The organism is Streptomyces sp. NRRL S-920 (assembly GCF_000717945.1).
Taxonomy (GTDB): Bacteria; Actinomycetota; Actinomycetes; order Streptomycetales; family Streptomycetaceae; genus Streptomyces; species Streptomyces alboniger.
This window is the reverse complement of sequence record NZ_JODF01000001.1, coordinates 304,290-327,601: the sequence shown is the minus strand read 5'-3', so window position 1 is coordinate 327,601 and position 23,312 is coordinate 304,290. Positions and strand designations below refer to the sequence as shown.

22 protein-coding genes are annotated in these 23,312 nt (G+C 71.1%); 6 read left to right on the top strand and 16 right to left on the bottom strand.

The genetic code is table 11. The annotated features are described in order from the left end of the window. Window positions 1–183 precede the first annotated feature (183 nt). Together tpg and tap are read right to left on the bottom strand one after the other, a co-directional pair. Window positions 184–741: a telomere-protecting terminal protein Tpg gene (gene tpg, locus IG54_RS0101485; RefSeq protein WP_030776154.1), complete on the bottom strand. Its 558-nt coding sequence runs from the start codon at window positions 739–741 to the stop codon at window positions 184–186. A 12-nt stretch (window positions 742–753) separates the two neighbouring features. Then, window positions 754–3,024, bottom strand: coding sequence for a telomere-associated protein Tap (tap, locus tag IG54_RS0101480; protein ID WP_030776152.1), 2,271 nt, complete (start codon window positions 3,022–3,024; stop codon window positions 754–756). Window positions 3,025–3,326: 302 nt separating this feature from the next. Between tap and IG54_RS0101475 the strand changes: the two genes are divergently transcribed. The 3 genes from IG54_RS0101475 (at window position 3,327) to IG54_RS0101465 (ending at window position 5,265) form a co-directional block, all read left to right on the top strand. Continuing rightward, complete coding sequence (locus IG54_RS0101475) at window positions 3,327–3,626, top strand: hypothetical protein (protein WP_158708771.1); 300 nt, start codon at window positions 3,327–3,329, stop codon at window positions 3,624–3,626. A 73-nt stretch (window positions 3,627–3,699) separates the two neighbouring features. Continuing rightward, window positions 3,700–4,431: a 3-keto-5-aminohexanoate cleavage protein gene (locus IG54_RS0101470; RefSeq protein WP_030776146.1), complete on the top strand. Its 732-nt coding sequence runs from the start codon at window positions 3,700–3,702 to the stop codon at window positions 4,429–4,431. Window positions 4,432–4,569: 138 nt separating this feature from the next. Then, window positions 4,570–5,265: a L,D-transpeptidase family protein gene (locus IG54_RS0101465; protein WP_030776144.1), complete on the top strand. Its 696-nt coding sequence runs from the start codon at window positions 4,570–4,572 to the stop codon at window positions 5,263–5,265. Here the strand turns inward: IG54_RS0101465 and IG54_RS0101460 are convergent. Together IG54_RS0101460 and IG54_RS0101455 are read right to left on the bottom strand one after the other, a co-directional pair. Beyond that, window positions 5,174–6,538 carry a DUF418 domain-containing protein gene (locus tag IG54_RS0101460; RefSeq protein ID WP_030776142.1) on the bottom strand — a complete coding sequence of 455 codons (1,365 nt, stop codon included), beginning with the start codon at window positions 6,536–6,538 and terminating at the stop codon, window positions 5,174–5,176. The genes IG54_RS0101465 and IG54_RS0101460 overlap by 92 nt on opposite strands. Beyond that, window positions 6,535–7,596 (bottom strand): alpha/beta hydrolase family protein, encoded by a 1,062-nt coding sequence (locus IG54_RS0101455; protein ID WP_051819183.1) that lies wholly within the window; start codon window positions 7,594–7,596, stop codon window positions 6,535–6,537. The genes IG54_RS0101460 and IG54_RS0101455 overlap by 4 nt, the downstream gene beginning before the upstream one ends. Before the next feature lie 155 nt (window positions 7,597–7,751). Here IG54_RS0101455 and IG54_RS0101450 point away from each other — a divergent pair, with 155 nt between their 5' ends. Both IG54_RS0101450 and IG54_RS0101445 read left to right on the top strand, forming a co-directional pair. Continuing rightward, a complete protein-coding gene (locus IG54_RS0101450; protein WP_030776136.1) occupies window positions 7,752–8,387 on the top strand; it encodes a GNAT family N-acetyltransferase in 636 nt (211 codons plus the stop codon). Then, entirely contained in the window at window positions 8,387–9,262 is an 876-nt protein-coding gene (locus IG54_RS0101445; protein WP_030776134.1) for a PaaX family transcriptional regulator C-terminal domain-containing protein, read from the top strand. Before IG54_RS0101450 ends, IG54_RS0101445 begins: the two co-directional genes overlap by 1 nt. Window positions 9,263–9,265: 3 nt before the next feature. Here IG54_RS0101445 and IG54_RS0101440 read toward each other — a convergent pair whose 3' ends face one another. From IG54_RS0101440 to IG54_RS0101430, 3 genes are all read right to left on the bottom strand, one after another. After that, on the bottom strand, window positions 9,266–10,351 hold the full coding sequence (locus IG54_RS0101440; protein ID WP_234335916.1) for a sensor histidine kinase: 1,086 nt from the start codon (window positions 10,349–10,351) through the stop codon (window positions 9,266–9,268). A gap of 32 nt (window positions 10,352–10,383) precedes the next feature. After that, window positions 10,384–11,010 (bottom strand): response regulator transcription factor, encoded by a 627-nt coding sequence (locus IG54_RS0101435; protein ID WP_051819194.1) that lies wholly within the window; start codon window positions 11,008–11,010, stop codon window positions 10,384–10,386. 371 nt (window positions 11,011–11,381) lie between these two features. Further along, complete coding sequence (locus IG54_RS0101430) at window positions 11,382–12,101, bottom strand: TetR/AcrR family transcriptional regulator (RefSeq protein WP_051819180.1); 720 nt, start codon at window positions 12,099–12,101, stop codon at window positions 11,382–11,384. 109 nt (window positions 12,102–12,210) lie between these two features. On the opposite strand from IG54_RS0101430, the gene IG54_RS0101425 reads away from it, so the two are divergent. Next, on the top strand, window positions 12,211–14,406 hold the full coding sequence (locus IG54_RS0101425; RefSeq protein WP_030776122.1) for an MMPL family transporter: 2,196 nt from the start codon (window positions 12,211–12,213) through the stop codon (window positions 14,404–14,406). Between the two features lie 131 nt (window positions 14,407–14,537). On the opposite strand, the gene IG54_RS0101420 is transcribed toward IG54_RS0101425, so the two are convergent. The 9 genes from IG54_RS0101420 to IG54_RS0101385 form a co-directional block, all read right to left on the bottom strand. Beyond that, window positions 14,538–15,683 carry an acyltransferase family protein gene (locus IG54_RS0101420; RefSeq protein WP_234335915.1) on the bottom strand — a complete coding sequence of 382 codons (1,146 nt, stop codon included), beginning with the start codon at window positions 15,681–15,683 and terminating at the stop codon, window positions 14,538–14,540. 181 nt (window positions 15,684–15,864) lie between these two features. Next, on the bottom strand, window positions 15,865–16,107 hold the full coding sequence (locus IG54_RS39835; RefSeq protein WP_106976917.1) for an acyl-CoA carboxylase subunit epsilon: 243 nt from the start codon (window positions 16,105–16,107) through the stop codon (window positions 15,865–15,867). Then, window positions 16,104–17,672: an MFS transporter gene (locus IG54_RS37535; RefSeq protein ID WP_051819178.1), complete on the bottom strand. Its 1,569-nt coding sequence runs from the start codon at window positions 17,670–17,672 to the stop codon at window positions 16,104–16,106. The genes IG54_RS39835 and IG54_RS37535 overlap by 4 nt, the downstream gene beginning before the upstream one ends. 58 nt (window positions 17,673–17,730) lie before the next feature. Further along, window positions 17,731–18,489, bottom strand: coding sequence for an SDR family NAD(P)-dependent oxidoreductase (locus IG54_RS0101410; protein ID WP_030776113.1), 759 nt, complete (start codon window positions 18,487–18,489; stop codon window positions 17,731–17,733). Beyond that, window positions 18,486–18,866, bottom strand: coding sequence for a hypothetical protein (locus tag IG54_RS37530; RefSeq protein WP_158708770.1), 381 nt, complete (start codon window positions 18,864–18,866; stop codon window positions 18,486–18,488). Before IG54_RS37530 ends, IG54_RS0101410 begins: the two co-directional genes overlap by 4 nt. Then, window positions 18,863–21,340, bottom strand: a complete 2,478-nt coding sequence (locus IG54_RS0101400; RefSeq protein ID WP_030776108.1) for a beta-ketoacyl-[acyl-carrier-protein] synthase family protein — start codon at window positions 21,338–21,340, stop codon at window positions 18,863–18,865. The genes IG54_RS37530 and IG54_RS0101400 overlap by 4 nt, the downstream gene beginning before the upstream one ends. Window positions 21,341–21,413: 73 nt before the next feature. Next, a complete protein-coding gene (locus IG54_RS0101395) occupies window positions 21,414–22,427 on the bottom strand; it encodes a glycine cleavage T C-terminal barrel domain-containing protein (protein ID WP_030776105.1) in 1,014 nt (337 codons plus the stop codon). Between the two features lie 57 nt (window positions 22,428–22,484). Continuing rightward, complete coding sequence (gene fabZ / locus IG54_RS0101390; protein ID WP_030776102.1) at window positions 22,485–22,979, bottom strand: 3-hydroxyacyl-ACP dehydratase FabZ; 495 nt, start codon at window positions 22,977–22,979, stop codon at window positions 22,485–22,487. Beyond that, window positions 22,976–23,263: a phosphopantetheine-binding protein gene (locus tag IG54_RS0101385; protein ID WP_030776099.1), complete on the bottom strand. Its 288-nt coding sequence runs from the start codon at window positions 23,261–23,263 to the stop codon at window positions 22,976–22,978. Before IG54_RS0101385 ends, fabZ begins: the two co-directional genes overlap by 4 nt. Between the last annotated feature and the right edge of the window lie 49 nt (window positions 23,264–23,312).

Sequence of the window (23,312 nt, the reverse complement as noted above, 5' to 3'; positions counted from 1 at the left end):
CCCCCCATCCCCCCCCCCCCCCCCCCCCCGGAAGCGCCGCACCACCCTCGCGGTCCTGGGCCATGGGTGGCCCTCCAGCAAGACTTGCTCCGTCTGAAGGGTGGCAAAACCCAAGCCTCCCACTAGCGGACAGGACCTTCCACGGCCTCATATGCGGCTCCCGAGCCGTTCGGGTCGCCGCTGCTACAGCTCGAACTCCAGGTGCTCCACATCCGTGAAACGCACCTCCTCCAAGCTGCCGGCCCGGCGGCCGCCGTCCTGGAAGTACACCTCCTTGAGCGCTTCGGCCGTGATCTCCTTGAGTTCGCGGTCGCTCGCGCCGGCCTCCTGGGCCTCGAAGAGGCGGGCGGCGTGCTGCGGCGGCAGGGCGACGGTCAGATGGCGGATGCGGTCCTGGTCCGTCGAACCGATCGGCGCGGTGTAGCCCATGCGGGCGCGGGTGTCGATGACGATGCCGTCCGTGGACGCCGCCCTCTCGCGGGCCCTGGCCCGGATCTGCGGCTGCCACCGCCTCTTCACCTCGCGCTCCAGGCGCGAGGCCAGAGCCGGGCGTGGCTTCCTGGCCTTGCCCGCCACATACCGCTCCACCTGCCGCTGGGACACGCCGAGCAGTTCCGCGACCGCCTTCGTACCCTTGAGCTGCTTGACCAGGTACCGCATCTGCGGGCCCGCGCTCTTGGGTGCCGGACGTGTGAACGCCTTCTGCACCGCGGCTTCCAGGCCGTCCCCGAAGAGGCTCATCGTCGCCTTCTCCTACTCTCCGTTGTCGACGTCGGTGACGGTGCCGTCCTTGATGTACCGGGCGAGGTTCAGCTCCGGGGCGTCGAACCGCTCGCGGACCTCCTCACCCCACAGCACGGACTGAGTGCCCTCGTGCTTGACCAGGCCGGGGTTGACGCCGAGTTTGAAGCCGCCGGGCAGCGGCTTGCCGTCCCGGTAGGGCAGGAAGTCCAGCGGGCCGGTGCCGCCTGCCGCGTAGACGACGCAGTCGGAGAGGATCGCGACCGGATACTGCCCGGTGAACGCCGCGTGCTTGACGATCTTCCGGTGCAGATTGACGCGGGTGCGGGAGATGACCGCCGCGCGGATGTCCGGCCGCCACGTCGGACGGGACAGTGCCCGCCACGGCTCGCCCGGCCGCCAGCCCTCACCGCGCGGGCGCTCGCGGAGCTTGCCCAGACCGCCCTTCACCGTCGCCTTGATCGCCGAGACGACGATCGCCAGCTCCGGGTCACGGCTCTTGTAGCCGTCCATCGCCGCGAGGAAGTCGGCCGGGGCGAGGTCGGCGCCGACCCCGAGGTCGGCCATCGTGGCCAGATAGGCGTCGCGCAGCCGGTTGTACCAACTGTCCAGGTAGCGGCCGTTCTCGTACCGTACGTACGCCTCCACAGGGTGGACCTCGTAGCCCAGCTCCACGGCGTACGCGACGGTGGGCGTCGCGTACCAGGCCGGGCCCTCGGGGCGCTCGCCCTTCGGCGTGAACGGGCTGGGCAGCAGCGCCCCGTCCAGTTCCACCCACTCCTTGCCGGCCTTCACCCTCGACAGGTCGACGTGGGAGAGGTCGACGAGCCAACTGCCGGGCAGCTTCGGGTCGAACACCGGGTTCGTGACGTACGTGGGTGCTCCGAGGCCGACGGGCAGGCCGTTGGCGCCCGCGGCGAAGGCCATGTTGACGTCGATGCCGACCAGGTGCCGCAGGGTGCACTCGTCATCGGTCATCGGGCGCGCCCAGTCGTATGCCTCCTCGAACAGCTTCTCCGCCGGGCCTCGGAGGTAGAAGCGCGGCAGGTCCTTGAGCAGCGGATGTCCGTCGGGGGCCTCGCACGGCGCGCAGTCCACCGGGTCCTTGCCCAGGCTGCCGGGGTTGTGCTCGGGGTGGCGCTTGCCCTTCGCGTCCGGCTCGGAGGCGCGGGTCGGCGGGTGCAGCGCGGTCATCAGCTCCAGGCCGGTCACGGCGGTCGAGCCCCGCGGGGTCATGACCCGGGAGGCGTATACGCCGAGGACGCGGGCGAGTTCGGCGGGGGGGAGCTGTCCGGCCCGGCCCCAGTGCCGGGTCTCGAGCGCGTTCCAGGACGGGATGCACAGCTGGACGCAGGCGCGCTCCGAGCCGGTGGCGGGGCGGTAGATCCGCGCCCAGGGGCCGAAGCCGCGCTTGGTCAGCTTCCACTCCGCGCGGGCCAGTTGCCTGATGACTTTGTGGCCGTCCGGCAGGCGTCCGGCGAGCCGCTCCTCCTCCGTGAGCGTGGCCGGGAGGCCGTAGCGCTCCAGCGCGGCTTCGGTGAGCACCAGCAGCGGGTCGGCGTCCTTGCCCGGACCGGACAGCTTCGGCTGTCCGAGCCTCGCCTCCTTGAGTGTCCAGTCCACCAGGGCCGCGATCGACTTGGCGGGCACGTCCAGGACGAGGCCGCCGGTGCAGTACGCCAGCGTCTGCCCCTCCTCGACATGGACAACTGCCAGCGGGCCGTTCTCGAACCGTGGGTCGGCGGCGGCCGCCGGGGTGCCGGCCGGGGCGCCCTGCTTCGCGCCCGGACGCCGCGACGGCGTCGATGACGGTCTGGTCGACGACGGTCTGGTGGTGCGGGCCGGACGCGGCGCGAGTGCCACAGCGGGGGCGTCGGGGGCGGGGCTGGTCCGGGTGTCCTCGGTCGCGGTCGTGTCCGCGGCGGGGGGCGCGGGGTCCGCGGGTAGCGTCCGCGATCCCATCGGGCCGGGTGATGCGGCGGCCGGGGCTGGTGTCGGGGTCGGGGCCGCAGCGTCCTGGGCGGGTACGACCGCGTCGGCGGGGTACAGCTCCGCGAGCTGCCGCAGCAGTCGTGCGTACGCCTCACGCTCCGGGCCTCGGGGCTCCGTCGGCTTCTTCGCCGACTCCCAGCCCGACACCGTGGCCCGCCGCACCTTCAACGCGGCCGCGACTTCGTCCAGCGTCAGGCCGTGCGCGACCCGCAGCCGCTTGCGCTCCTCCGCCGACGGCAGCGAGGAGCGGGACGCGACCAGCGCGTCGACCGCGTCGAAAAACTCAGACATCAATGCCTCCTGAGCCACAGCCTATCCAGGGACCGTACGCCTGGCGCACATGTGGCGTACGAAACGCGTGCGGAGGTTCACTGCCCTGTTCACAGTGGGCCGTCCCGTTTCGGCGTTCCAGGCGGCGCGTGTCGTCACTGGTCACAGGCGGTTTCGCCGTTCCACCGTCCCAGGGTGGGGAAAGCCTCTGGCGGCTGGGACGCTCTCGTCCTTACCTTTCGGGTCGTTCAAGGCGCCGCCCCGACGGCTCGGATCGAACCGGCGGGTGAGCGGGCCGAAATCTCAGGATCAGGGAGGTCGCCTTGCGTCGTCTCACGCGCGCACTCGGCGTGCTCGGCGGGAGCGCTCTGCTCACGCTCGGACTTACTCAGTCGGCCCATGCCGCGGTCGGGAATCTGGACCTGAACGGACGTGTCTTCACCGACCCGGCCCGGGGGTCGTGCATCACCGCGGGCGCGCTCAATCTCATCGTGCACAACTACACCAACTCCCCGGTGGTGGTCTACGACCAGCCGGCGTGCGCGGGCAACGTGATCGGCATAGTGGGGCCGGTCAACAACGGCTTCTTCCCCAGGGGATGGAGCGTCCGCGTCATGCAGTAGGCGCCGGCAACGCCTGCCTGCGCGGAGTCGGTAGCGGTCTTTGCATGTCAGACCCGGCTGAGAAGATCACTCCATGCTGCAAGTCTGTCTGAACGGCGCCAGAGGCCGTACCGAATGCGCTCACCTTCCCGTGACCTCACAGGAGCTGGCGGCGGCAGCCCGTACGGCCGTCGCCGCCGGCGCGCAGGACATCCATCTCCACCCCAAGGACCGCGACGGCTCAGACACTCTGGACCCCGCTGCCGTCGCCGCGGCCCTCATAGCGGTACGGGCCGCCGTTCCGGGCGTCCCCGTCGGTGTCACCACCGGCGCCTGGGCCACACCGGACCCCGCAGCACGCGCGGCGCAGGTCCGAGCCTGGACTGTGCTGCCGGACCACGCCTCCGTCAACTGGCACGAGGAGGGCGCCACCGAGGTCTCCACCGCCCTGCTGGACCGGGGCATCGGCATCGAAGCCGGCATCTTCTCCGGAACCCCCGCGGCACGGCGTTTCCTCAACTGGCCCGCGTCCCACCGCGTCCTGCGCGTCCTCGCCGAGATCACCGACACCAGCCCCCGGACCGCGATCCGTGCCGCGGCCGACCTGCTCGACGACCTCCGCCCGGTCACCTCCTCGCGGATCCTCCTGCACGGGGAGGACGACGCCGCCTGGCCCATCGTCCGGTTGGCGGCCGCACGCCGACTGGACACGCGGATCGGCCTGGAGGACGTGCTCCAACTCCCCGACGGCACACCGGCCGAGAGCAACGCCGATCTCGTCCGGGCGGCGCAAGAGATCATCCAGCAGGCCCCTGAGCCGCAGTAGCGGGCGACAAACCACCCCCTGTTACACACCTGTGTCAATTCGCCCTACAACGAACCCGGGGCCCGTGCCGTCTAGCAGGTGGAGTCCGTACCGCGGACGCATGACGAATGACGAATGACGAATGAGGAGCAGACAGCTGTGGGGGACATACGCAGGCGAGGAGCCGTCGCCCTGGGGATCACCGTGTTGGTGGCCCCGCTCACCGTGGCGCTCGGCACCGGCAGCGCCCAGGCCGCGTCGTGCTCGACGCAGACCGGGCCGTATCAGAAGCAGGTCGAGAAGTTCCTCGGCCGCCCGGTGGACGGCAAGCAGTCGGCGGCCGACTGCAAGGCCATCAAGGCCTTCCAGACCAAGCACAAGATCACCCCGAACGCCGGGTACGCGGGCAGCGTCACCTGGGGCGTCATGGACCTCATGAACAAGCAGAAGGCGGTGGGCGACAACCCCAACAAGGCGGGCAAGTGCCCGACCGACAAGGGGCGGATCGCCTGTGTCGACCTGACGCTCCAGCTCAGCTGGATCCAGGACGGCAAGGACCTCAAGTACGGCCCGGTCCCGGTGCGCACCGGCCGCAACGGCCACGAGACCCGTACGGGGCTGAAGAAGGTCTACTGGCGGGACATCGACCACGTGTCGAGCATCTACGACGTGCCGATGCCCTACAGCCAGTTCTTCGACGGCGGTCAGGCCTTCCACTCGGTCGGCATCAGCGTGTGGTCCCCGCCGGGCTCCCACGGCTGCGTCAACATGACGAAGAAGGACGCCGTGAAGTACTGGGACATGCTGCGCAAGGGCGACGACGTCTTCGTCTACGGCCGCAAGTCCGGCACCTGATCCGCGGCGAGCGCCGCGCCCCACGCCGTGGTGAAAGCGGCCCGGGGCGCGGCGTTCTGTTGTGCGCCGCTGATAGGCGCAGCGGCGGCCGGGTCAGGGTGGTCCAGGCGCGCAGCAGCCATTCCAGCGGGCCGTAGTGGTGCCGACGCAGCCACCAGCGGCTCGCGGCCGCCTGTGTCGTGAAGAGCACAAGGGCGATGGCCAGGACGCCCAGTGGCGGGACATCGCCGACCAAGGCCGCGCCGTAGCCGGTGAACAGCAGGGCGCAGACGAGGGACTGGGCGAGGTAGTTGGTCAGGGTCATGCGGCCCGCCGGGGCGAGCAGCGCGATCAGCCGGTCCGCGTGCCGGCCGCGGGCGAGCTTAAGGACCGTCGCGGCGTAGGCGGCGGCCAGCAGCGGGGCGGTGACGACGTCGATGCCCATGGCGAGGATCTGGTACGGACTGCCCGGGTGCTCCAGATTCGCGTGGGCGTAGACGACACCGCCGAGCAGCCCCAGCGTGAAGCCCGCCCACTGGAGCCTCCCCAGCGTCCTGCGATGGCGGGCGATGTCCCCGAGGGTCTGGCTTTTTCCCGCCGCGAGGCCGAGCAGGAACGCTGCCAGGGCGGCCGGTGCCTGGAAGAAGAGGAGCAGCATCAGTACGTCGGGCAGCTGCTCCAGGTGGGCGGCGACCACTGACACCGGGCCGCCGCGCAGCGCCTCGGTGGCCCGTTCGGCACCGGCCGCCGTGGCCGGGTCCACTCCAGAGCCGCCCGCCGCGTGGGCGGAGAGCGCGAGTACGGCGTACGCGGCGGCCGTGAGGGCGAAGAGGGCGGCGGCGGTGTACACGGCGGTGCGGGGCCGCAGGTGACGGGCGGCCGGCAGGATCAGGCCGAGTACCGCGTACGTGGTGAGGATGTCGCCGGGGAACAGCAGGACCGCGTGCAGGGCGCCGAGCACGAACAGGCCGGCCAGGCGCCGCAGGAAGCGGGAGGCGAAGCGTGCACCGTGCCGTTCGGCGGAGGCGAGCTGGAGGGTGAAGCTGTAGCCGAACAGGAACGAGAACAGCAGGAAGAACTTGGCCTCGAAGAACACCGCGACGAACCATCGGACCGCGTTGTCGAGCGGCGAGGTGAAGCCGGGGTCCTCCACGCCGGTGCCGTGATAGGCGGAGGCCAGGTAGCCGATGTTGACGATGAGGATGCCCAGTAGGGCGAACCCGCGCAGGGCGTCGACGTGGGCGAGGCGTCCGCCGGCCGCCCGGGACGGGGGTGTGGTGGTCGCGGTGGTCACTCGGTCCCCTCGCGGTCGGTGATCTGCTCGACGAAGTCGCGCTGGTGGGCGAGGAATCCGGCGGCGTACAGGCGCCGGGGGGCGAAGACGGCGGTCAGGGTGAGGCGCGGCTCGGAGTTCTCGACGGCGTTGTCGACCAGCGAGTGGGTGGCGTCGGGGTAGTGCCGCACGGTCAGGGAGGCGGGCGGCAGGATGCGGCGGTAGGCGGCGTCGGTGTCGGTGACGTCGACGTTGATGTCGTGCCCGGCAAGCACCAGGAGTGTGGGGGTGCCGCGCATGGCGCGCAGGTCCTCGCTCGCGTTGGAGCGGTAGTTCTTGGCGATGAACCGCCAGCGTTCGGCGGTCATGCCGTCGGTGTCGGGGACCGCGGTGCGGTACTGCTCGAAGGTCGCGCCCTGCCGCAGCAGGCGCAGGGTCGTCTCGCGCCGTCGCAGCGCCTTTCGTGTCTCGTCCCGGGTGGCGCCGTCCCGGCGCAGTTCGGCGAGGAGGTTGTAGCGCCCTTGCCGTTGCCAGTCGACGGCCGGTGAGACCGCGATGACGAACCGGACGGCGCGGTCGCGGGCCGCGACCTTGGGCAGCACCCACCCGGCCTGGCTGGCTCCCCACAGGCCGATGCGTCCGCCGTCGATGTCGGGGCGGGTGCGGGCCCAGGCGATCGCGGCGAGGGTCTCGTCCGCGCGGTCGTCCATGCTCTGGTTCTGCCAGTTCCCCTCGGAGGCTCCGACGCCGGGCTTGCTCAGGGAGAGCGAGGCGTAGCCGGCCTTGGCGAACGACTCCCACAGGGGCCGGTAGAAGGTGTCGTGCGTGGCGTCTATGGGCCCGTCGCCGTGGACGAAGACCACCAGCCCGAAGGGGCCGCTGCCCTTCTGGGGCCGGGCCAGGACTCCGTCCAGTCGCCGCCCGTCGTGGCGCACGGTGATGCGCTCCTCCCGTAGCGCGTAGGTGTTCTGCCAGATCGCGACACCGACGGTCCCCGCGCCCACCAGCAGCACCGCGACCAGCGACCACGTCAGGGCGCGCCATCGGCGCCGCACGAGCGGAATCATCAATCGGCTCATCTCTCCCCCAACAAATCTATTGTTCCTGATACGTTCGTGCCCACAATGAACGTAGTAAGGTCGATAGTGCAAGGGCGGGCTTCTCGGCCCGCCGTGCGGAAGGAGTCCCGATGGAGCCGACGAACACCCCGCCGAGGGGACACAGACCGAAGCGTGTGGATGGCCCGACGAGTGGGGATGGCCCGGAGATACGCAGGGGCATCCCGCAGGGCAGCGAGACGCGTGTGGCCGCGCTGTACTGGGAGGCGTTCGGGCGGAAGCTCGGCGCCGCCATGAACCCACCGGACAAGGCCCGCGCCTTCATCGCGTCCCATATCCACCACGACCGTGGCGTGGCCGCCCTCGTCGACGGCGAGGTGGCGGGGGTGGCCGGCTACCAGCTCGCCGAGCGCGCCCTGATAGGCGGCGGCGCGGGCGACATCCTGGCCACCTACGGAACCTGGCGCGGCCTGCCCCGACTGGCTCTCCTCGCCCTGATGGAACGGCGCCCCGCCGACGGCGAACTCGTGATGGACGGCATCGCCGTCGCCCCTGAGCACCGCGGCAAAGGCATCGGTAGCCTTCTGCTGCGCGAGATCGCGGGCGTGGCCGCCGATCACTCCTGTCGGCGGGTCCGTCTCGACGTGATCGACGTCAACCCGCGCGCCCGCGCCCTGTACGAGCGCCACGGCTTCCTCCCCGTACACACGGAGAAGACCCCCTACCTGCGCAAACTGATGGGGTTCGGCGCCGTGACGACCATGCACCGGCCCATCGCGCCGGGCATGACGACGAACCGCCAGGAGGCTTGATGAGCACCGTTCCCACCCGACTACTCGTCCACGCCCTGGTCCGCGAGGACGGCACCGTCGACTCCGGTGAGCTGTACGCCGTAGCCGGTCTTCTGGGCATGACCGATCAACAGGTCCGCCTCTGCATCAAGCGGCTCGTCGCCGAGGGCCGCTTCACCCACGAAGGACGTGGACGCAAGGCTCTGTTGAAGGCGGTCGCCGACTTCACCGGCTCGATCAGCCCTGACGTCGCCTACGTCCGCCACGCCTACCGCCAGGACCACGGCCTCGCGCCCTGGGACGGTGTCTGGCATCTGTTCGCCTTCGCCATCCCCGAGTCGAACAGGACCTCCCGCGACACCCTCCGCGACACCTTGCGCCACCTCGGCGCCGCCCCGGTCCAAAGCGGCCTCTACGTCAGCGCGAACCCCATCGAGGAACTCGTCGAGGCGCAGGCCCGCCATCTCGACGTCGCTCACGCGGTCACCTGCCTCACCAGCACCGACCTGCGCGTCGGGGGCCTCGTTCAGCCTCCCGCCCTGGCGGCCGCCCTGTGGCCCTTGGACGAGATCGCCGCGCGCCACGACCACCTCGCCGATCTCGCCCAGGCCTATCTCGACCGCCTCGCCGGGCCGGACGGCCTGACCGGGCCCGAGCAGCTGGCCATGTTCATCCAGCTCGCCGCGGCCTTCAGCCACGCCATGGAACCGGACCCCCTCCTGCCCCCCGAGCTACTTCCCCAGCCCTGGCCCGGGGCCCACGCCCGCCGGCTCACGGCCGCGTGCTGGACCGCGCTCTCCGAGACCGGCACCCACGCCCCCGCCGGGACCCCCGTCCCGCGCCTGTTCGTCCAGTACGAGGACCTGTTCGCCTCTGTCCCCGAGCGCCTTACCTGAGGGTCAGGGCCCGCTGGTCGGCAGGATCGCGCTGACCAGGAAGCCGCCGTCCGCGCGGGGCGTGGTCGCGATGCTGCCGCCCAGGAGGTGGACGCGCTCGTGCAGGCCGACCAGCCCGTGACCTCCGCTCGGCAACCCCAAGGGCTCCGCCCCGTCCGAGGCGGGGCCGTTCCGGACCTCGACGAACAGTTGGTGGCCCTGGTCCCGCAGGCTCACCCAGACCTTCGCGCCGGGCGCGTGCTTGCGTACGTTGGTCAGGGCCTCCTGGACGATGCGGAATGCGGCCCGCTCCACGGCGTCGGGGCATGTGCCGCACGCCGTCACCTCGATATCGGCGTCGATGTCGAGCCCGCTCTCGTCGATGAGCCGGGGCAGGTCGCTCAGCAGGGGCTGAGGGGTCAGTTCGCCGCCTCCGCCCGCGGCCTTGAGAAGACCGACCATGTGCCGCAGTTCCTCCAAGGTGCGCACGGACAGCGTCCGGATGGCATCCGCGGCTTCCCTGACGGCGGGGTCGGCGCTGCTCACGCGCAGTGCGCCCGCCTGAAGGCTGATGAGACTCACTTGGTGGGCGACGACATCATGCATCTCCCGGCCCAGCCTTGCCCGCTCCGTGGCCAGCACCTGCCTCGCCGCCAGCTCATGCTCCCTGGCTCGACTCTCGGTCAACTCGCGCAGACGCTTGGCGAGTTCCGCGCGCATGGCCACAGCGCGACCGAGCGCGACCGGGACCAATGACATGAGTACGGCGTTCTCGGCGTTCAAGTTCTCCCACCCCTGTTCCGCCAGTATGCCGAGGGGATAGGGCAGGTAGGAGGCAACGGCGACGAGCAGAGCGCAAGTGATCAGCAGACGGCGGTCGGAGCGCTGGCGAGCCACGGTGTAGAGGGCGGCCATGGCGGCGAACCAGCCGGTGCCCACATACGCACCGGGCACGATCGCCAGGAGCACCACCATCGGCGCCCGTCTGCGCGCCAGCAGCGCGAAGCCACCTGCCAGACCGAGCATCACCTCCACCGGCGAGGACCCCATCGGGCCGATCGACACGATGGTGTCGAGGACGGCGAGGGCCACTGGCAGAAGCAGGAACAACAGGCGTCTGTGCCTTTTGGACAGCCGGTTCCTCACAGCGGTTCCTGAGAGCCCGCGGGGTCGCAGCCGGCCAGGCCCGCCCGCACGGCGAGCACCGCGGCCTGGACGCGGTTGAGCCCGCCGAGTTTGCCGAGGACCGCGCTGACGTGGTCCTTCACGGTGCCGTGGGCCAGGTGCATGTGCTGGGCGATCTCGGCGTTCGACAGTCCCCGCGCGACGAGCGCGAGCACCTCGCGTTCACGGTCGGTCAGCTGCTTCAGGGCGCACTTGGCGGTCTGGGCGCCGTCGGCGCCCTCCACGAACCCCCCGACGATGGTGCGGGTGACCCACGGGTCCAGGGTCTGTCCCCCCGCGGCCAGCACCCGGACCGCCCGCGCGAGCTGCTCCGGTTCGGTGTCCTTCAGCAGGAACCCGGACGCGCCGTCACACAGGGCGCTGATCAGGTACTCGTCCGCGTCGAACGTCGTGAGCATGGTGACGGCCGGAGCCTTGTCGCCCAGCGTCGACCTGAGACGCCTGAGCACGGTGAGCCCGTCCACGTCCGGCATCCGGATGTCCAGCATCACCACGTCGGGGCGGTGCGCGAGAACCGTGTCCACGGCCTGGCCGCCACCGCAGTCACCCACCACCTCGATGTCCGGCGCCGCCGCCAGGATCATCCGCAGACCGGAACGCACGAGCTGTTCGTCATCGACGACGACCACCCGGATCGTCCCCTCGTGCCCTGGTTGTCCCACGTGCCAACCCTAAGCCGCGGCCAGGTGCGGCGCCCCCGGGGAGACCGCGCAACGCGCGCTCGCCATGGCTGGTCGCCCCGGGCGACTTCCTGGTGGGCGGCTCCGGACCCCGCCGGTCGGCGGGGTCGGCTGCGGACGCCGGTCGGGTCCGCCGGGCACGCCCCGCGGGCGAAAGTGGCGAGCACAAGGGGGCCACTCCCTGCGGACGGCCTCCCTCTCCCCCCACCAGCACACACTCCGACAAGGAATACCGATGGCAAGCACATACCCGTGGAGCGCGACCTCGGCGCCGTTCAGGGCCTCTCCCCCGGCCCACTCTCCTTCTTTCGCTCCGGGGACCACAGCCGTCGCGTCCACGACCGGCCGGCGTTCGCGACCACGCCCTGACCGCACAACCCCTCGACCGTGACCTCGATGACCCGGTCCACCGCGGCCTGGCGCTGTCGTGGCGGAAGGGCGTCGAGCAGGCCGTCGAGCAGCAGGGTGGCCATGCCGTGGATCGGCGCCCACGCCGCCATCTCGCTGAACGGCCGGCTGCCGGACTCGATCAGGCCGTGTCCGGCGAGCGTGTCGATCACCTCGGTCAGCAGGGCGAAGGCGCGGGAGTCGGTGACCAGTGAGAAGTCCGCGGTCCGCGCCGAGGTGTCGCAGCAGGCCATCCGGAACAACCCCGGCTCGGCCAGCGCGAACCGGAGGTAGCCCGCCCCCAGGGCACGCAGGCGGCGCACCGCGTCCTCGACCGGGTCGCGCCGCCGCTTCCCCGCGATGACCTCCTGTTCCATGGCCCCGGCGAGCCGGGCCAGCGCCGCCAGCCTGACGGCGTGCAGCAGGTCTTCCCTGTTGGCGAAATGCCGGTACGCGGCCGTGGGCGAGACGCCGACCTCCCTGGCCACGGCCCGCAGGACCACCTCCTGGGGGCCGCCCTTCGCGGCGAGGGCGACGCCCGCCCCTACGAGTGCGTTGCGCAGATCACCGTGGTGGTAGCCGCTCCGCGGAGCCTTGGGTGTACTCACCCTCCAATGTTGACAGCGTGCACATGGAATGCAAAGTTAACGGCGTAAACATCGTCGGGTCCGTATGCCTCCCGGCACACGGCCCGCCCGGCCCTCCGGGAGGCAGCACATGCTGCGCACACTGGGACTCTTCCTCTTCGACAGGGCACGTAGGGTGCTCATCTGGGCCGGGCTGCTGACGCTCGCGGCCGGTGCCGCGGGGATCGGCGTCTTCGGACAGCTCAAGAGCGGCGGATTCGAGGACCCGGCCGCCCCCTCAAGCCGCGCGGCCCGGCTGCTCGACAGAGAATTCGGCGGTACGCCCGACCTCGTACTGCTCGTCCGGCCACGAGCGGGCACGGTCGACTCGCCCGCTGTACGGGCCGCGGGCGATGACTTCACCGACCGGCTCTCACGGCGCGAGGGAGTCCAGGACGTGGTCTCCTACTGGCGGACACCGGCCGCTGCCCTCAGGGCGGAGGACGGCAGCGGCGCGCTCGTACTCGTACAGCTCGACGGAGACAGTGAAGAGGTCGCCGAGCGGGCCGCCGCGCTCATAGCCGATCATGCCGATGCCGACACCGATGCCAATGTCAACGCCGAGGCGGCCGATGCCGAGGCCGACGGTCGCGAGGAGGGTGATCCGGGGAGGGCGTTCACCGTCGTCGCGGGCGGGCCCTCCGGTCTCGGTCATGACATCAGCACGCAGGTGGCCAAGGACCTGGGGCTGGCCGAAGGCATCGCCATCCCGGTCACCTTCGCCCTGCTGGTCCTCGTCCTCCGTGGCGTGGCGCCCGCGCTGGTGCCGCTGGGGATCGCCGTCATGGCCGTCCTCGGGACCTTCGCCGAACTCCATCTGCTCGCCCGCGTCACCGACGTATCGGTCTTCGCCATCAACCTCACCACCGCTCTCGGCCTCGGACTGGCGATCGACTACGGGCTGCTGATGGTCAGCCGGTACCGCGAACAACTGGCCGCCGGTCAGGACCCTCGTGAGGCGGTCGGGCAGACGGTGGCGACGGCCGGGCGCACGATCGTGTTCTCCGCCGCCACGGTCGCCGCCGCGCTCGCCGCACCGCTGGTCTTCCCGCTCGCCTTCCTGCGCTCGTTCGCCTACGCCGGTCTTGGCGTAGTCGCCACCGCGGCGCTCTGCGCGCTCCTGGTCACACCCGCGCTGCTCGCCGTGCTCGGCCCGCGCCTCACCCCCCGGGCCGTACGGGCGGGCGGAGGCGACCGGCTCTGGGAGCGCATCGCCCGCACGGTCCTTCGCCACCCGCTGCGGACCGCCCTGCCCGCCTTCGCCGTCCTCGTGGTCGCGGCGTCACCCTTGCTCGGAGTCCGTTTCGGCACCCCGGACGAACGCGTCATGCCCGAGAACACGCCGAGCCGGACCGTCGCCGCCGCCTTGCGCGCCGATTTTCCGCACGGCGGGGGCGTCGACTCCCTCGATGTCGTGGTCACCGGAGGGGCGGCGCCGTCAGATGTCGCCGCGTACGCGCGGGCCGTATCGGAAGTGAGCGGCGTGGATTCCGTCGACCAGGACACACGGACCTCGCGGGGGTCGGGTCCGCACCACATCACCGTGCACACCAGCCACCCGCCTGCCTCCGAAGCAGCCGCCCAGCTGGTTGAAAGGGTGCGTGCGGTGGCCCTGTCCGGGTCCGGCGAGGCACTCGTGGGCGGTGCTGCCGCCCGGGCCGTCGACACCAAGCAGGCCATCGGGGGACGGCTGCCCCTCGCCCTGGCCATGATCGCCATCAGCACGTTCGTCCTGCTGTTCCTCTTCACCGGCAGCGTGACTCAGCCCCTGCGGGCGTTGCTGCTCAACGCCCTCGGGATGGGCGCGATCCTCGGCACCATGGTGTGGATCTTCCAGTCGGGGCACTTTTCCGGGCTGCTCGGCGCTACGCCGATGCCGATGGACACGGCCATGGCGCTGCTGACGTTCTGCGTCGTGTTCGGGCTGTCCATGGACTACGAGGTGTTCGTCCTGGGCCGGATCAAGGAGCTGCACGACCAGGGGCTGCCCACGGCCGAGGCCGTCCCGCGGGGGCTCGGCCGCAGCGGATCCATCGTCTCGGCGGCGGCAGCGCTTCTCGCGGTGAGCCTGCTCGCGTTCGCGACCAGTTCGGTGAGTTTCATGCAGATGTTCGGGCTGGGGAGCGGATTGGCTGTCCTGCTGGACGCGCTGCTCATCCGCGGCGTCCTCGTGCCGGCCTGCCTGCGGCTGCTGGGCAGGCACAACTGGTGGGCGCCCCGGCCGTTGCGTGCGTTTCATCGCCGCTTCGGTCTGGCGGAGGCACCGGTCCAGGCCGTACCGAAATGATGCTGCGTGATTCGATACCGACGTACCGACTCGGGCAGACAACATATCGGCATCGGGCATAAGAAATAGCTCCGGCCGGTAGCGGAAGGTCGCCACCGGCCGGAGCCGCGTATTTCACCCTTGCGTTCTCGTCAATCAGAAGGCTGCGGTTGGCTCCTCGCCCGGCTCCAGCGCCGCATCGCCGGCCGTTCGACCATCCGGTACAGCGTCCAGGCCACCAGCACCGACACCCCGAATATGAAGGTGAAGAAGCCGATTTGGGCGGTCAGATCCATGCCGCTGAAGCGCGGAATGCCCAGCCCCCTGGCACTGAAGTCGATGACCGGCTTGTGCACCAGGTAGAGCGCGAAGGACACCTCGCCCAGCCACACCATCGGCCGGGAGCCGAGAAGGGACCGGCACTCTGCGGCGTCAGCGACCGCGGTCGAACCGATGACCAGCGCCAGGGGGACCACGGTGACCGCGACGAACGAGTACAGCCCCGCGCCCATCGACATCCAGAAGCCGAGCGCCAGCGCGAGCATCGCCGGAATCCTGCCCACGGGCAGCCACCTCCCCTGCATGACGAGGCGCGCGACCAGCATCCCGAGGAGGAACTCCAGGGCGCGGGTGACGGGGAAGAAGTAGACGAACCAGGCGTCGTTGTTCATGTAGGGCAGCAGCGGCGTCATGGGGTTGCCGTCCGGGACCAGGTACGTCGCGACGACCGGCACGCAGACGATCATCGCGACCATCGCCGCCGCCCACCACCACAGCCGCCCGTCGCGGATACGGACGACGCACCGCAGCAGGAACGGGAACGCGGCGTAGAAGAACAGCTCGCACGACAGCGACCAGCTCACCGGGGAAACCGCGGTGGTCAGATCGAAGCCGGGGATCCACGACTGCACCAGCAGCGCCGTGGGCAGGAGCTGCCACTGGGTGAGCTGCACGCCGACCAGGCACAGCAGCGCGAAGTGGATGACAGCCGTCACCAGGTGGTTCGGGAAGACCTTGCACAGGCGACGACGCCAGAAGTCGCGGGCGCTCCGGTCCGGGCGTGCCGACCAGGTCAGCACGAATCCGCTCAGGATGAAGAAGAACGAGACCCCGATCTGGCCCGAGTTTCGCCAGAAGTCGGGGTTTCCGCGCACGTAGAGCCCGAAATGAGTGCAGACCACCAGCGCCGCGGCGAAGAACCGCATTCCGGTGAGGGACGCGAGTTGCGACCGAGGCGAATTTTCCGTGATCACCGCTGGCCGCTTTCTGCTCCGGGCAGTTCCAAGAGTTTCGGTCATCGCCGACTCCTTCTCTCAGGCCGACGCGTTTATACGGTCGGCATTTGACGAGCGAGCGCAGCGTATGAGGCGTAATTCCTGAATAGCAAGGCCGTGTGTAAGGAAAGAGAAAGGCCCCGGCAAATGTATTTAGGCAGCCCGCATTACGCAGGCAGGGGCGGCACCGCTCATTGATGAGCGGTCAGCGCTGCCACGAGCCAGGAGCGCGGTAACCCGACCACGTCCACGGCCGGCGGCGCACCACCGCGCCCCTGTCCGTGTTCCCGCCGTCGCCACGACCGCGGACCGCGCGGCTGCGGGAGACCGTCAGGAGCGCCGACACCACCGCCGCCAGTTCCTCGTCGGTCGGCTGCCCGCGCAGGACGGTGAACTCGTGGGGTGGAGAGGGTGGTTGGGCCGCGCTGGGTGGCGTACGTCCGTTCATGACGTCTTCCATCCACCGTCCACGCCGGTGCGCCGGGTGCCGCCCCTGAGGACCAGGCAGCACGCGGCGCCGAGGAGGAGCACACCGATCGGCAGGAGCGCCGTTTCCCGCATCGCGTCGACGAAGCCCTGCTTCTGCGCCTGGACCCCCAGGCGGAGGAACAGATCCACACCGCGCGGATCGAGGAATCCGGGGACCTCACCGTCCGGGTCGGACACGAACGCCCGCCGCGCCGCCCGCGGCAGCGAGTCCGCAGCGGTGAGGCGCCGTTCGTGGACGTTGGCGGCCAGTCGATATTGCAGCAGGGTCCCGACCGCCACGCTGCCGAGCACCCCGCCGACCTGCCGGGTGGTGTTCAGTACGCCGGAAGCGGCACCGGCCAGCGAGCTGTTCACCGGGGCCATGCCGATATGGGTCACCGGCGCCAGCACGCAGCCGATACCGATGTCCGCGACGAGCAGCCCGGGCAGCAGACCCCAGGGGTTCATGCCGGGCCGGGCGTCCACCGCGATCAGCGCGAGACCGCTCGCGTACGTCAGCAGCCCGGCCAGCAGCAGGGGCTTTCCGCCGAACCGGTCGACGAGACGGCCGACCGCCTGGGCGACGGCGACCGCGGCCAGGGGCGTGGGCGCGGTGACGAGCCCGGCCTCCCAGGGCGAGCAGTCCAGTACGCCCTGGAGGAACAGGGTGACCGGCAACGCGCTGCCGATCACGGCGAAGTGGATGCCCGCGCCGATGAGGTTGGCAAGACCGAAGTTCCGGTGGGCGAACAGCGCGCGGGGCAGCAAGGGCCGGCCCTTGGTGCGGCGTTGCTGCACGACGAAGACCGCCAGGAGCACGAGCCCCGAGGCGAACACCCACGGGGCGGGGACCAGGCCAGCGATGCTCGCAGACCCGGCGTGGTCGCTCTCCAGCAGGCCGAAGGTGAAGGCGGTGAGACCTGCCGTCACCAGGACGAGACCGACCGGGTCCCAGCCTTGCCGCCGGACCGGCGCCAGGCGGGGCAGCAGTCTGACCGCCGCCACGAACGCGGCGAGCCCCACCGGCACGTTGACGAGGAAGATCCACTGCCATCCGGCGCAGGTCACCAGGAAGCCGCCGAGCAGCGGCCCGGCCACGATGGACAGCCCGATGACACTGGTCAGTACGCCGAATGCGGCACCCCGCCGCCCCGGGGGGAACAGCACGGTGACGAAGACACCGGTCTGCGGGGTCAGCAGGGCCGCGCCCACCCCTTGGAGGGCGCGCAGGGCGATGAGTTCACCCACGCTGTCGGCCAGGGCGCACAGGCCGGAAGCGAGGGTGAACAGCAGCAGCCCGGTCAGATAGACCGGCCGGGGGCCGAAGCGCTCACCGAGCCGTCCCGCGGTGATCATGAGGACCGCGTAGGTGAGCACGTACGCGTTGACGATCCACAGGATCCGGTCCAGACCGGCGTCCAGGTCCTCCAGCATCGCGGGGACAGCGACATGCACGATCGTGGTGTCGAGCACGATCATGAAGAAGCCGGTGCAGATCGCACCGAGGACAGTCCACGAACACCTGGGCCGGGCGTGCATGGCCATCACCTCTCCTTCCTTGTTTCGGGGCAGGCGGAAGGCTCGTGAGCCGGGCCGGCGTTGGTCAGCGGGCGGTGTAGCCGCCGTCGACGACGAGTTCGGCCCCGGTGATGAAGGAGGCCGCGTCGGATGCCAGGAAGGCGACGGCGGCGGCGACTTCGCGGGGGTGCGCCCGGCGGCGCAACGGTGTCGCCGCGACCACGTCGTCGACGAACTGCTGAGGGACGGTGGTGGTCATCGAGGTCTCGACCATGCCCGGACAGACCGTGTTGACCCGGATGCCCGCGGGGGCGAGTTCGACGGCGGCGGCGACCGTCATGGCGCGGACGGCGCCCTTGGCCGCGTGGTAGGCGAAGGAAGCGCCCGAGCCCACCATGCCGTAGACCGACGCGATGTTGACGACCGCTCCGCCGCCCGCCGAGCGCAGGCACGGCGTGACCGCCCGCATGCCGAGCCAGGTGCCGCGTTGGCAGGTGTCCACCACGCGCTCCCAGTCGTGTGCGCCGAGGTGTTCCACGCCGTCGATCGCCAACGTGCCCGCGTTGTTGACCAGGACGTCGAGGTGGCCGAAGCGGCGGCGGGCGTAGCGGGTCACTTGCTCCCAGGCGTCGGGGTCGGTGACATCCAGTGGGTGGCCGAAGGACCGGCCGCGGTACGGGCCGCGGTTCAGTTCGGCCGCGGCGGCCCGGCACGCCTCGCCGTCCAGGTCGGTCACCACGACCCCCGCGCCCTGCTCCATGAGCAGGGCGGTCACGGCCCGGCCGATCCCGCCGACAGCGCCGGTGACCACCGCCACCTGGCCGCCGGGCCGGCCGGCCCTCACGTCGCTCCCCCGCTATGAGGCAGCCAGGCGAGCGCGGCCGCGTAACCGCGGGCGTGCGTCAGTGAGATGCCCGGCGCGGCAGTGCCCGGTGCCAGGGACGTGCGGGAGAGGGTCTCGCCGAGGTGGAGGGCGGGTGCGGTCCCCGGGTGCCGCCGCACCTCCATGTCCTGCCAGGGTGGCTCGCACCGCCACCCCAGGACTTCCGCACCGGCCTCTTTGGCCAGCTTCCGGGCGGACAGGTGTTCCTCGGCCCGCAGGAGGCCGCGTGCGTAGGCGAGTTCCGCGTCGGTGAGCCAGGTGCCCCAGCGGGGGTCGCCGGCCGGCGGCGTCTGCTGGGGAGTGGCGAGGTGCAGGACCAAGGGGGCGTGGCGCCTCACGGCGTCCTCCCCGGCTCGGCCTCCCACGGGCTCAGTACGAGTGAGGCGTACGTGCCACCCCAGTTGGCCGCGGTGAGCAGACAGGAGCGAGCGGCGGCATGGTCGGTTCGCTCCGTTTCGGTGCGCGGTCGCAGGTATCCCTCGATCCCGGCGAGCGGCTCCGTGAGTCCCGCGACGGGCGGGCTCCACCCGGTGCGCAGTGTCTCGGTGGCGCAGACCGCCGACATCAGGGAAGTGGTGCTGTGCACATGGCCGACGTATCCGGTGAGGTTGCTCAGCCCCACCGCGCCGGGCTGCCACACCTGGGCGACCGCGCGGGTCTCGGCCCGGTCGAGCACGGCGGTTCCGCGCGCGTCGCCGTAGACGGTGCCGATGTCGGCCGGGGTCATTCCCGCGTCGTCCAGCGCGCGGGTGAAGCTCTCCGCCCAGGCCCGGCCGGAGGGGTCGTTGCCCGCGATGCGGTAGCCGTCCGAGGTGGTCGCGTGTCCCCGTACCTCGGCCAGTACCGTGGCGCCGCGGGCCAGGGCGTGCTCCAGGGACTCCACGACCAGGGCGGTGCTGCCGGCTCCGAGGACGGTCCCGCTGGGGGTGCTGCTGTAGGGGCGGCAGGTGTCCGACGAGAGCAGGCCGAGCCGGTCGAAGCCGTAGTGCACCAGTGGGGTCAGCTCGTCCGCGCTCACGGCGAGCATCGCGTCGGCCTCGCCGCGCCGGATCAGGTCCGCGGCGTAACCCAGCCCGCTCAGACCGGACACGCAGCCGGTGGCGAGGGTGGAGAGCGGGCCCCGGATCCGGAGTGCCAGACAGGCGTGTCCGGCCGCCGCGTTCATCACGGAGTTGGGGAACAGGCGGGGGTTGACCCGGTGCGGGCCGTCCGTGCCGATGGTCTTGCTGAGCTGTTCCACCGTCTCCACGGGCCCGTTGAACGTACCGAAGACCATGCCGACGCGTTCGGCGTCGGACCTCCCGATCCGCAGGCCCGCGTCGTCCAGGGCCAGTCGGCAGGCGGCGAGGGTCAGCAGGCCGATCTGGTCGAGCCGCCGGGCGTACGCGCGGTCGACGTGGCGGCGGCAGTCGGCGATGTCGATCTCGGCGGCCTGTCCGCTGCGGGAGAGCGCGAGGTCGGACAGGCGGGCCGGGCCGATGCCGGACCGTCCCTCCCTGAGCGCGGCGAGGAAGGCCTCCCGTCCGCTGCCGACCGAGGAGACGGGTCCGGCGCCCGTGATGACGACACGCCGGTCCGGCCGGGGCGTGGGCGGGGCCGGGTGGCGTCCCAGGACGAGGGAGCAGTTGTTGCCGCCGAACGCGAAGGAGTTGGAGACGACGACGTCCAGCTCCTTCTCACGCGCGTGGTTGGCGACGATGTCGCGGGGCGCGTCGAAGCCCTCCTCGACGTTCACCGTGGGCGGCAGCACGCCGTCCCGCAGCGCCAGGACGCATGCCGCCGCCTCCAGGGCGCCGGCCGCGCCGAGCATGTGGCCGACCTGCGACTTGGTGCTGCTCACCGGTGCCGGTGAGATGCCTTCGAACAGGGAGGTGACGGCCTTCGTCTCGGCGCTGTCGTTGGTCGGCGTGCCCGTGCCGTGCCCGTTGACGTAGTCGACGTCGGCGGCGGTCAGCTGTGCCTGGGCGAGGCCCCTTCGCATGGCACGGACCGCTCCGTTGCCCGCCGGGTCCGGCGCGGTGGCGTGGTAGGCGTCGCTGGTGAGGGCGTAGCCCAGGAGGTGGGCGAGGATCGAGGCGCCGCGCCGCCGGGCGGACGACTCCGATTCCAGCACCAGGATCGCCGCGCCCTCACCGATGTTGAGGCCGGTGCTGCGGGAGTAGGGGGCGCAGGGGGCCGGATCGAGGGCGTTGAGGCTGTCGAACCCGGCGAGCGAGAGGATGTCCAGGACATCGACGCCGCCGGCGATCATGATGTCGGCCCGGCCGTCCCGGATGGCGTCCGCCGCGAACCCGATCGAGTTGGAACCGGCCGCGCAGGCGTTGGAGATCACCACCTTGGGCCCCTTGAGCTGGAAGGCGATGCTCAGGGCGTCCGCGGACGTGTAGAGGGGGTAGTGGAACAGCCGGTCGCGGCGTGGCGCCCCCGGCCCGTCGCGCAGCAGGTCCCAGTGGAACTCCTCACCGCGTTCCAGGCCGCCGACCGAGGTGCCCACGGCGACGCCCATGCGGTAGGCGTCGTGTTCCGTCAGGCTCAGCCCGGCTCCCTCGATGGCCTCTTCGGCGGCGTTGAGGGCCAGCGTCGTCGCACGGTCGAGCCGGCCGCGCAGCCGCTGCCCGGTCGCGGGCACCGACGGCACCTCGCCGGAGTACTGGCAGCTCAGTGTCGATACGTCGATACGTTCGGTCTTGTCGATGCCGCTGCGTCCTTCGCGGATGCCCCGCCACACCTGTTGGACGCCGTTGCCCAGCGCGCAGCTGAGGCCTATGCCGGTGATGGCGACGCCCTCTTGAAAGCCCTTGGTGGAACTCATGTCTTCTCCTTACAGCCGGGGTGCGGCGGCGCACTTTGTGCGCACGCCGCCGCACTTTGTGCCACGCGGGATGTCAATCCAGCGGTACGTCGAGGCTGGTGGCGGTCAGGAACGGGGCGGACACCGTCCGGATCGCCGTACCGGTCCCGGCGAGCTGGAAGTCCTGGCCGGAGGCGGCCACCGCGGCGTCCACGCGGCCGGTGCCGATGATCCGGCCGAGCTTGGGCGAGCGGACGGCGTGGGTGACGACGCCCACCTCGGCGTCCCGCACCGCGATGGCGGTGCCCTGCTCCGGGCTGGCGGTCAGTGACTCGTCCGCGATCCAGCACACCGGGGAGCGGAGCGCGCCCTCACGCTCGGCGGTCGGGCCCGCCGCCTCCCGGCCGGGGTCGACCATCCACTGGAGGCCCAGGTCGAAGGGGGTGACCTCGTGGCCCGCGCTCTCGTGTTCCAGGCTGGCGAACCGGACCTCCATGCGGCACACGTCGAGTGCGTCCTTGCCGCATTCGACGGCGCCGTCGGCCAGCAGCTCGGCCCGCAGACGCGCCCCCTCGGCGGCGGGGGCGTAGAACTTGTACCCGTACTCGCCGGTCACCCCGGTCCGTGAGATGGCAAGCCCCTGGCCTTCGCCCCACTCGGCGGTGGCGAAGCTGCGGTAGGCCATGGACGCGACGGGGAACGGCAGGTACCGCTGTGCGGTCTTGAAGGAGGCGGGGCCCTCCAGCGCGAGGACGGTGTACTCCGCGCTGACGTCCTGGACGGTCACGTCCTCGTGGGCCAGCGCGGCGTCGATCAGGTGGGCGGTCGCCTCCGCGGCCTGGGACGGCCAGATCTCCACCAGGTAGTGCGCGGCGTGGCAGTGGATGAGCACCTCGGCGATGACGGTGCCGTTCTCGCGCAGCAGGAGGGCCGCGGTGCTCTGTCCCTCCAGGAGGAAGTCGACGCCGCGGGTGGCGGCCCGGCCGAGGTACTCGGCGGCGGCGGGGCCCGAGACCCGCACCAGGCCCATGCCTGCGTAGTCGATGAGTCCGCACGCCTCGCGCAGCGCCGTGTACTCCTCGGTCGTGTGGGTGTAGCTGGTCTTCATGGGGCACTCCTTGGGCAGACGAGAGGAAAAAGAGGGGGGTGGGTCAGGCGCGGCCTACTACGCGTCCTCGCGCTCGGTGACGGCGAGCCGTACGGTCATCACCTGTTCGCGGCCGACCGAGGCCTGTCCGGTCACCGAGATGAGTCCGCCGATGCGGGGGCCGCTCTGGGCCCGGAAGACCACCTGGTCGCCGGGGAGCACCGGTTTGAGGAACTTCGCCTGGCGGATCTCCGCGAGGTAGCCGACGCGGTCCGCCACGTCCCCGACGATCTCGCCGGTCGTACGCAGCGCGCCGGCGCTGCCGTAGATCACCGCTGCGAGCTGGGCGACACATTCGACGAGCAGCACGCCGGGGTAGAGCATGCGGCCGGGGAAGTGCCCTGCCAGTACGGCGTCGGACGCCGTGACGTTCTTGATCGCCTCGGCGCTCACGCCGGGGTTGAGCGCGGTGACCCGGTCGAGGAGGAAGAACGGGTGGCGGTGCGGGAGCAGACGGGCGATGTCGTCGGCGCTCAGCACGGCCGTCCGCGGGGGTGACTGGTGGTGCGTCATGTCCGGGCCGCCTCGATGTGGTCCACGAGCCGGTTGAGTGAGAGCAGGCTGTGCGTGTCGTCGTCGGTGATCGTGACGCCGTAGGTGTCCTCGACGGCCATCGCCAGTTCCAGGGTGTCGATGGAGTCCAGTTCCAGGCCGCGGCCGAAGAGCGGCTGGTCGTCGCCGATCGTCGTGGGGTCGACGTCCAGTGAGAGCCGTTCCACCAGAAGGCACTTGACGCCTTCGGCCAGTTCCTGGCGCGCTCCGGCGCGGTGGGTGGCCTCTTCGAGGGTCATCGTCATGAGGGGCTCCTTGCTTGGGATGGGTGGGGTCGGGGGATGCTCGGGCGGT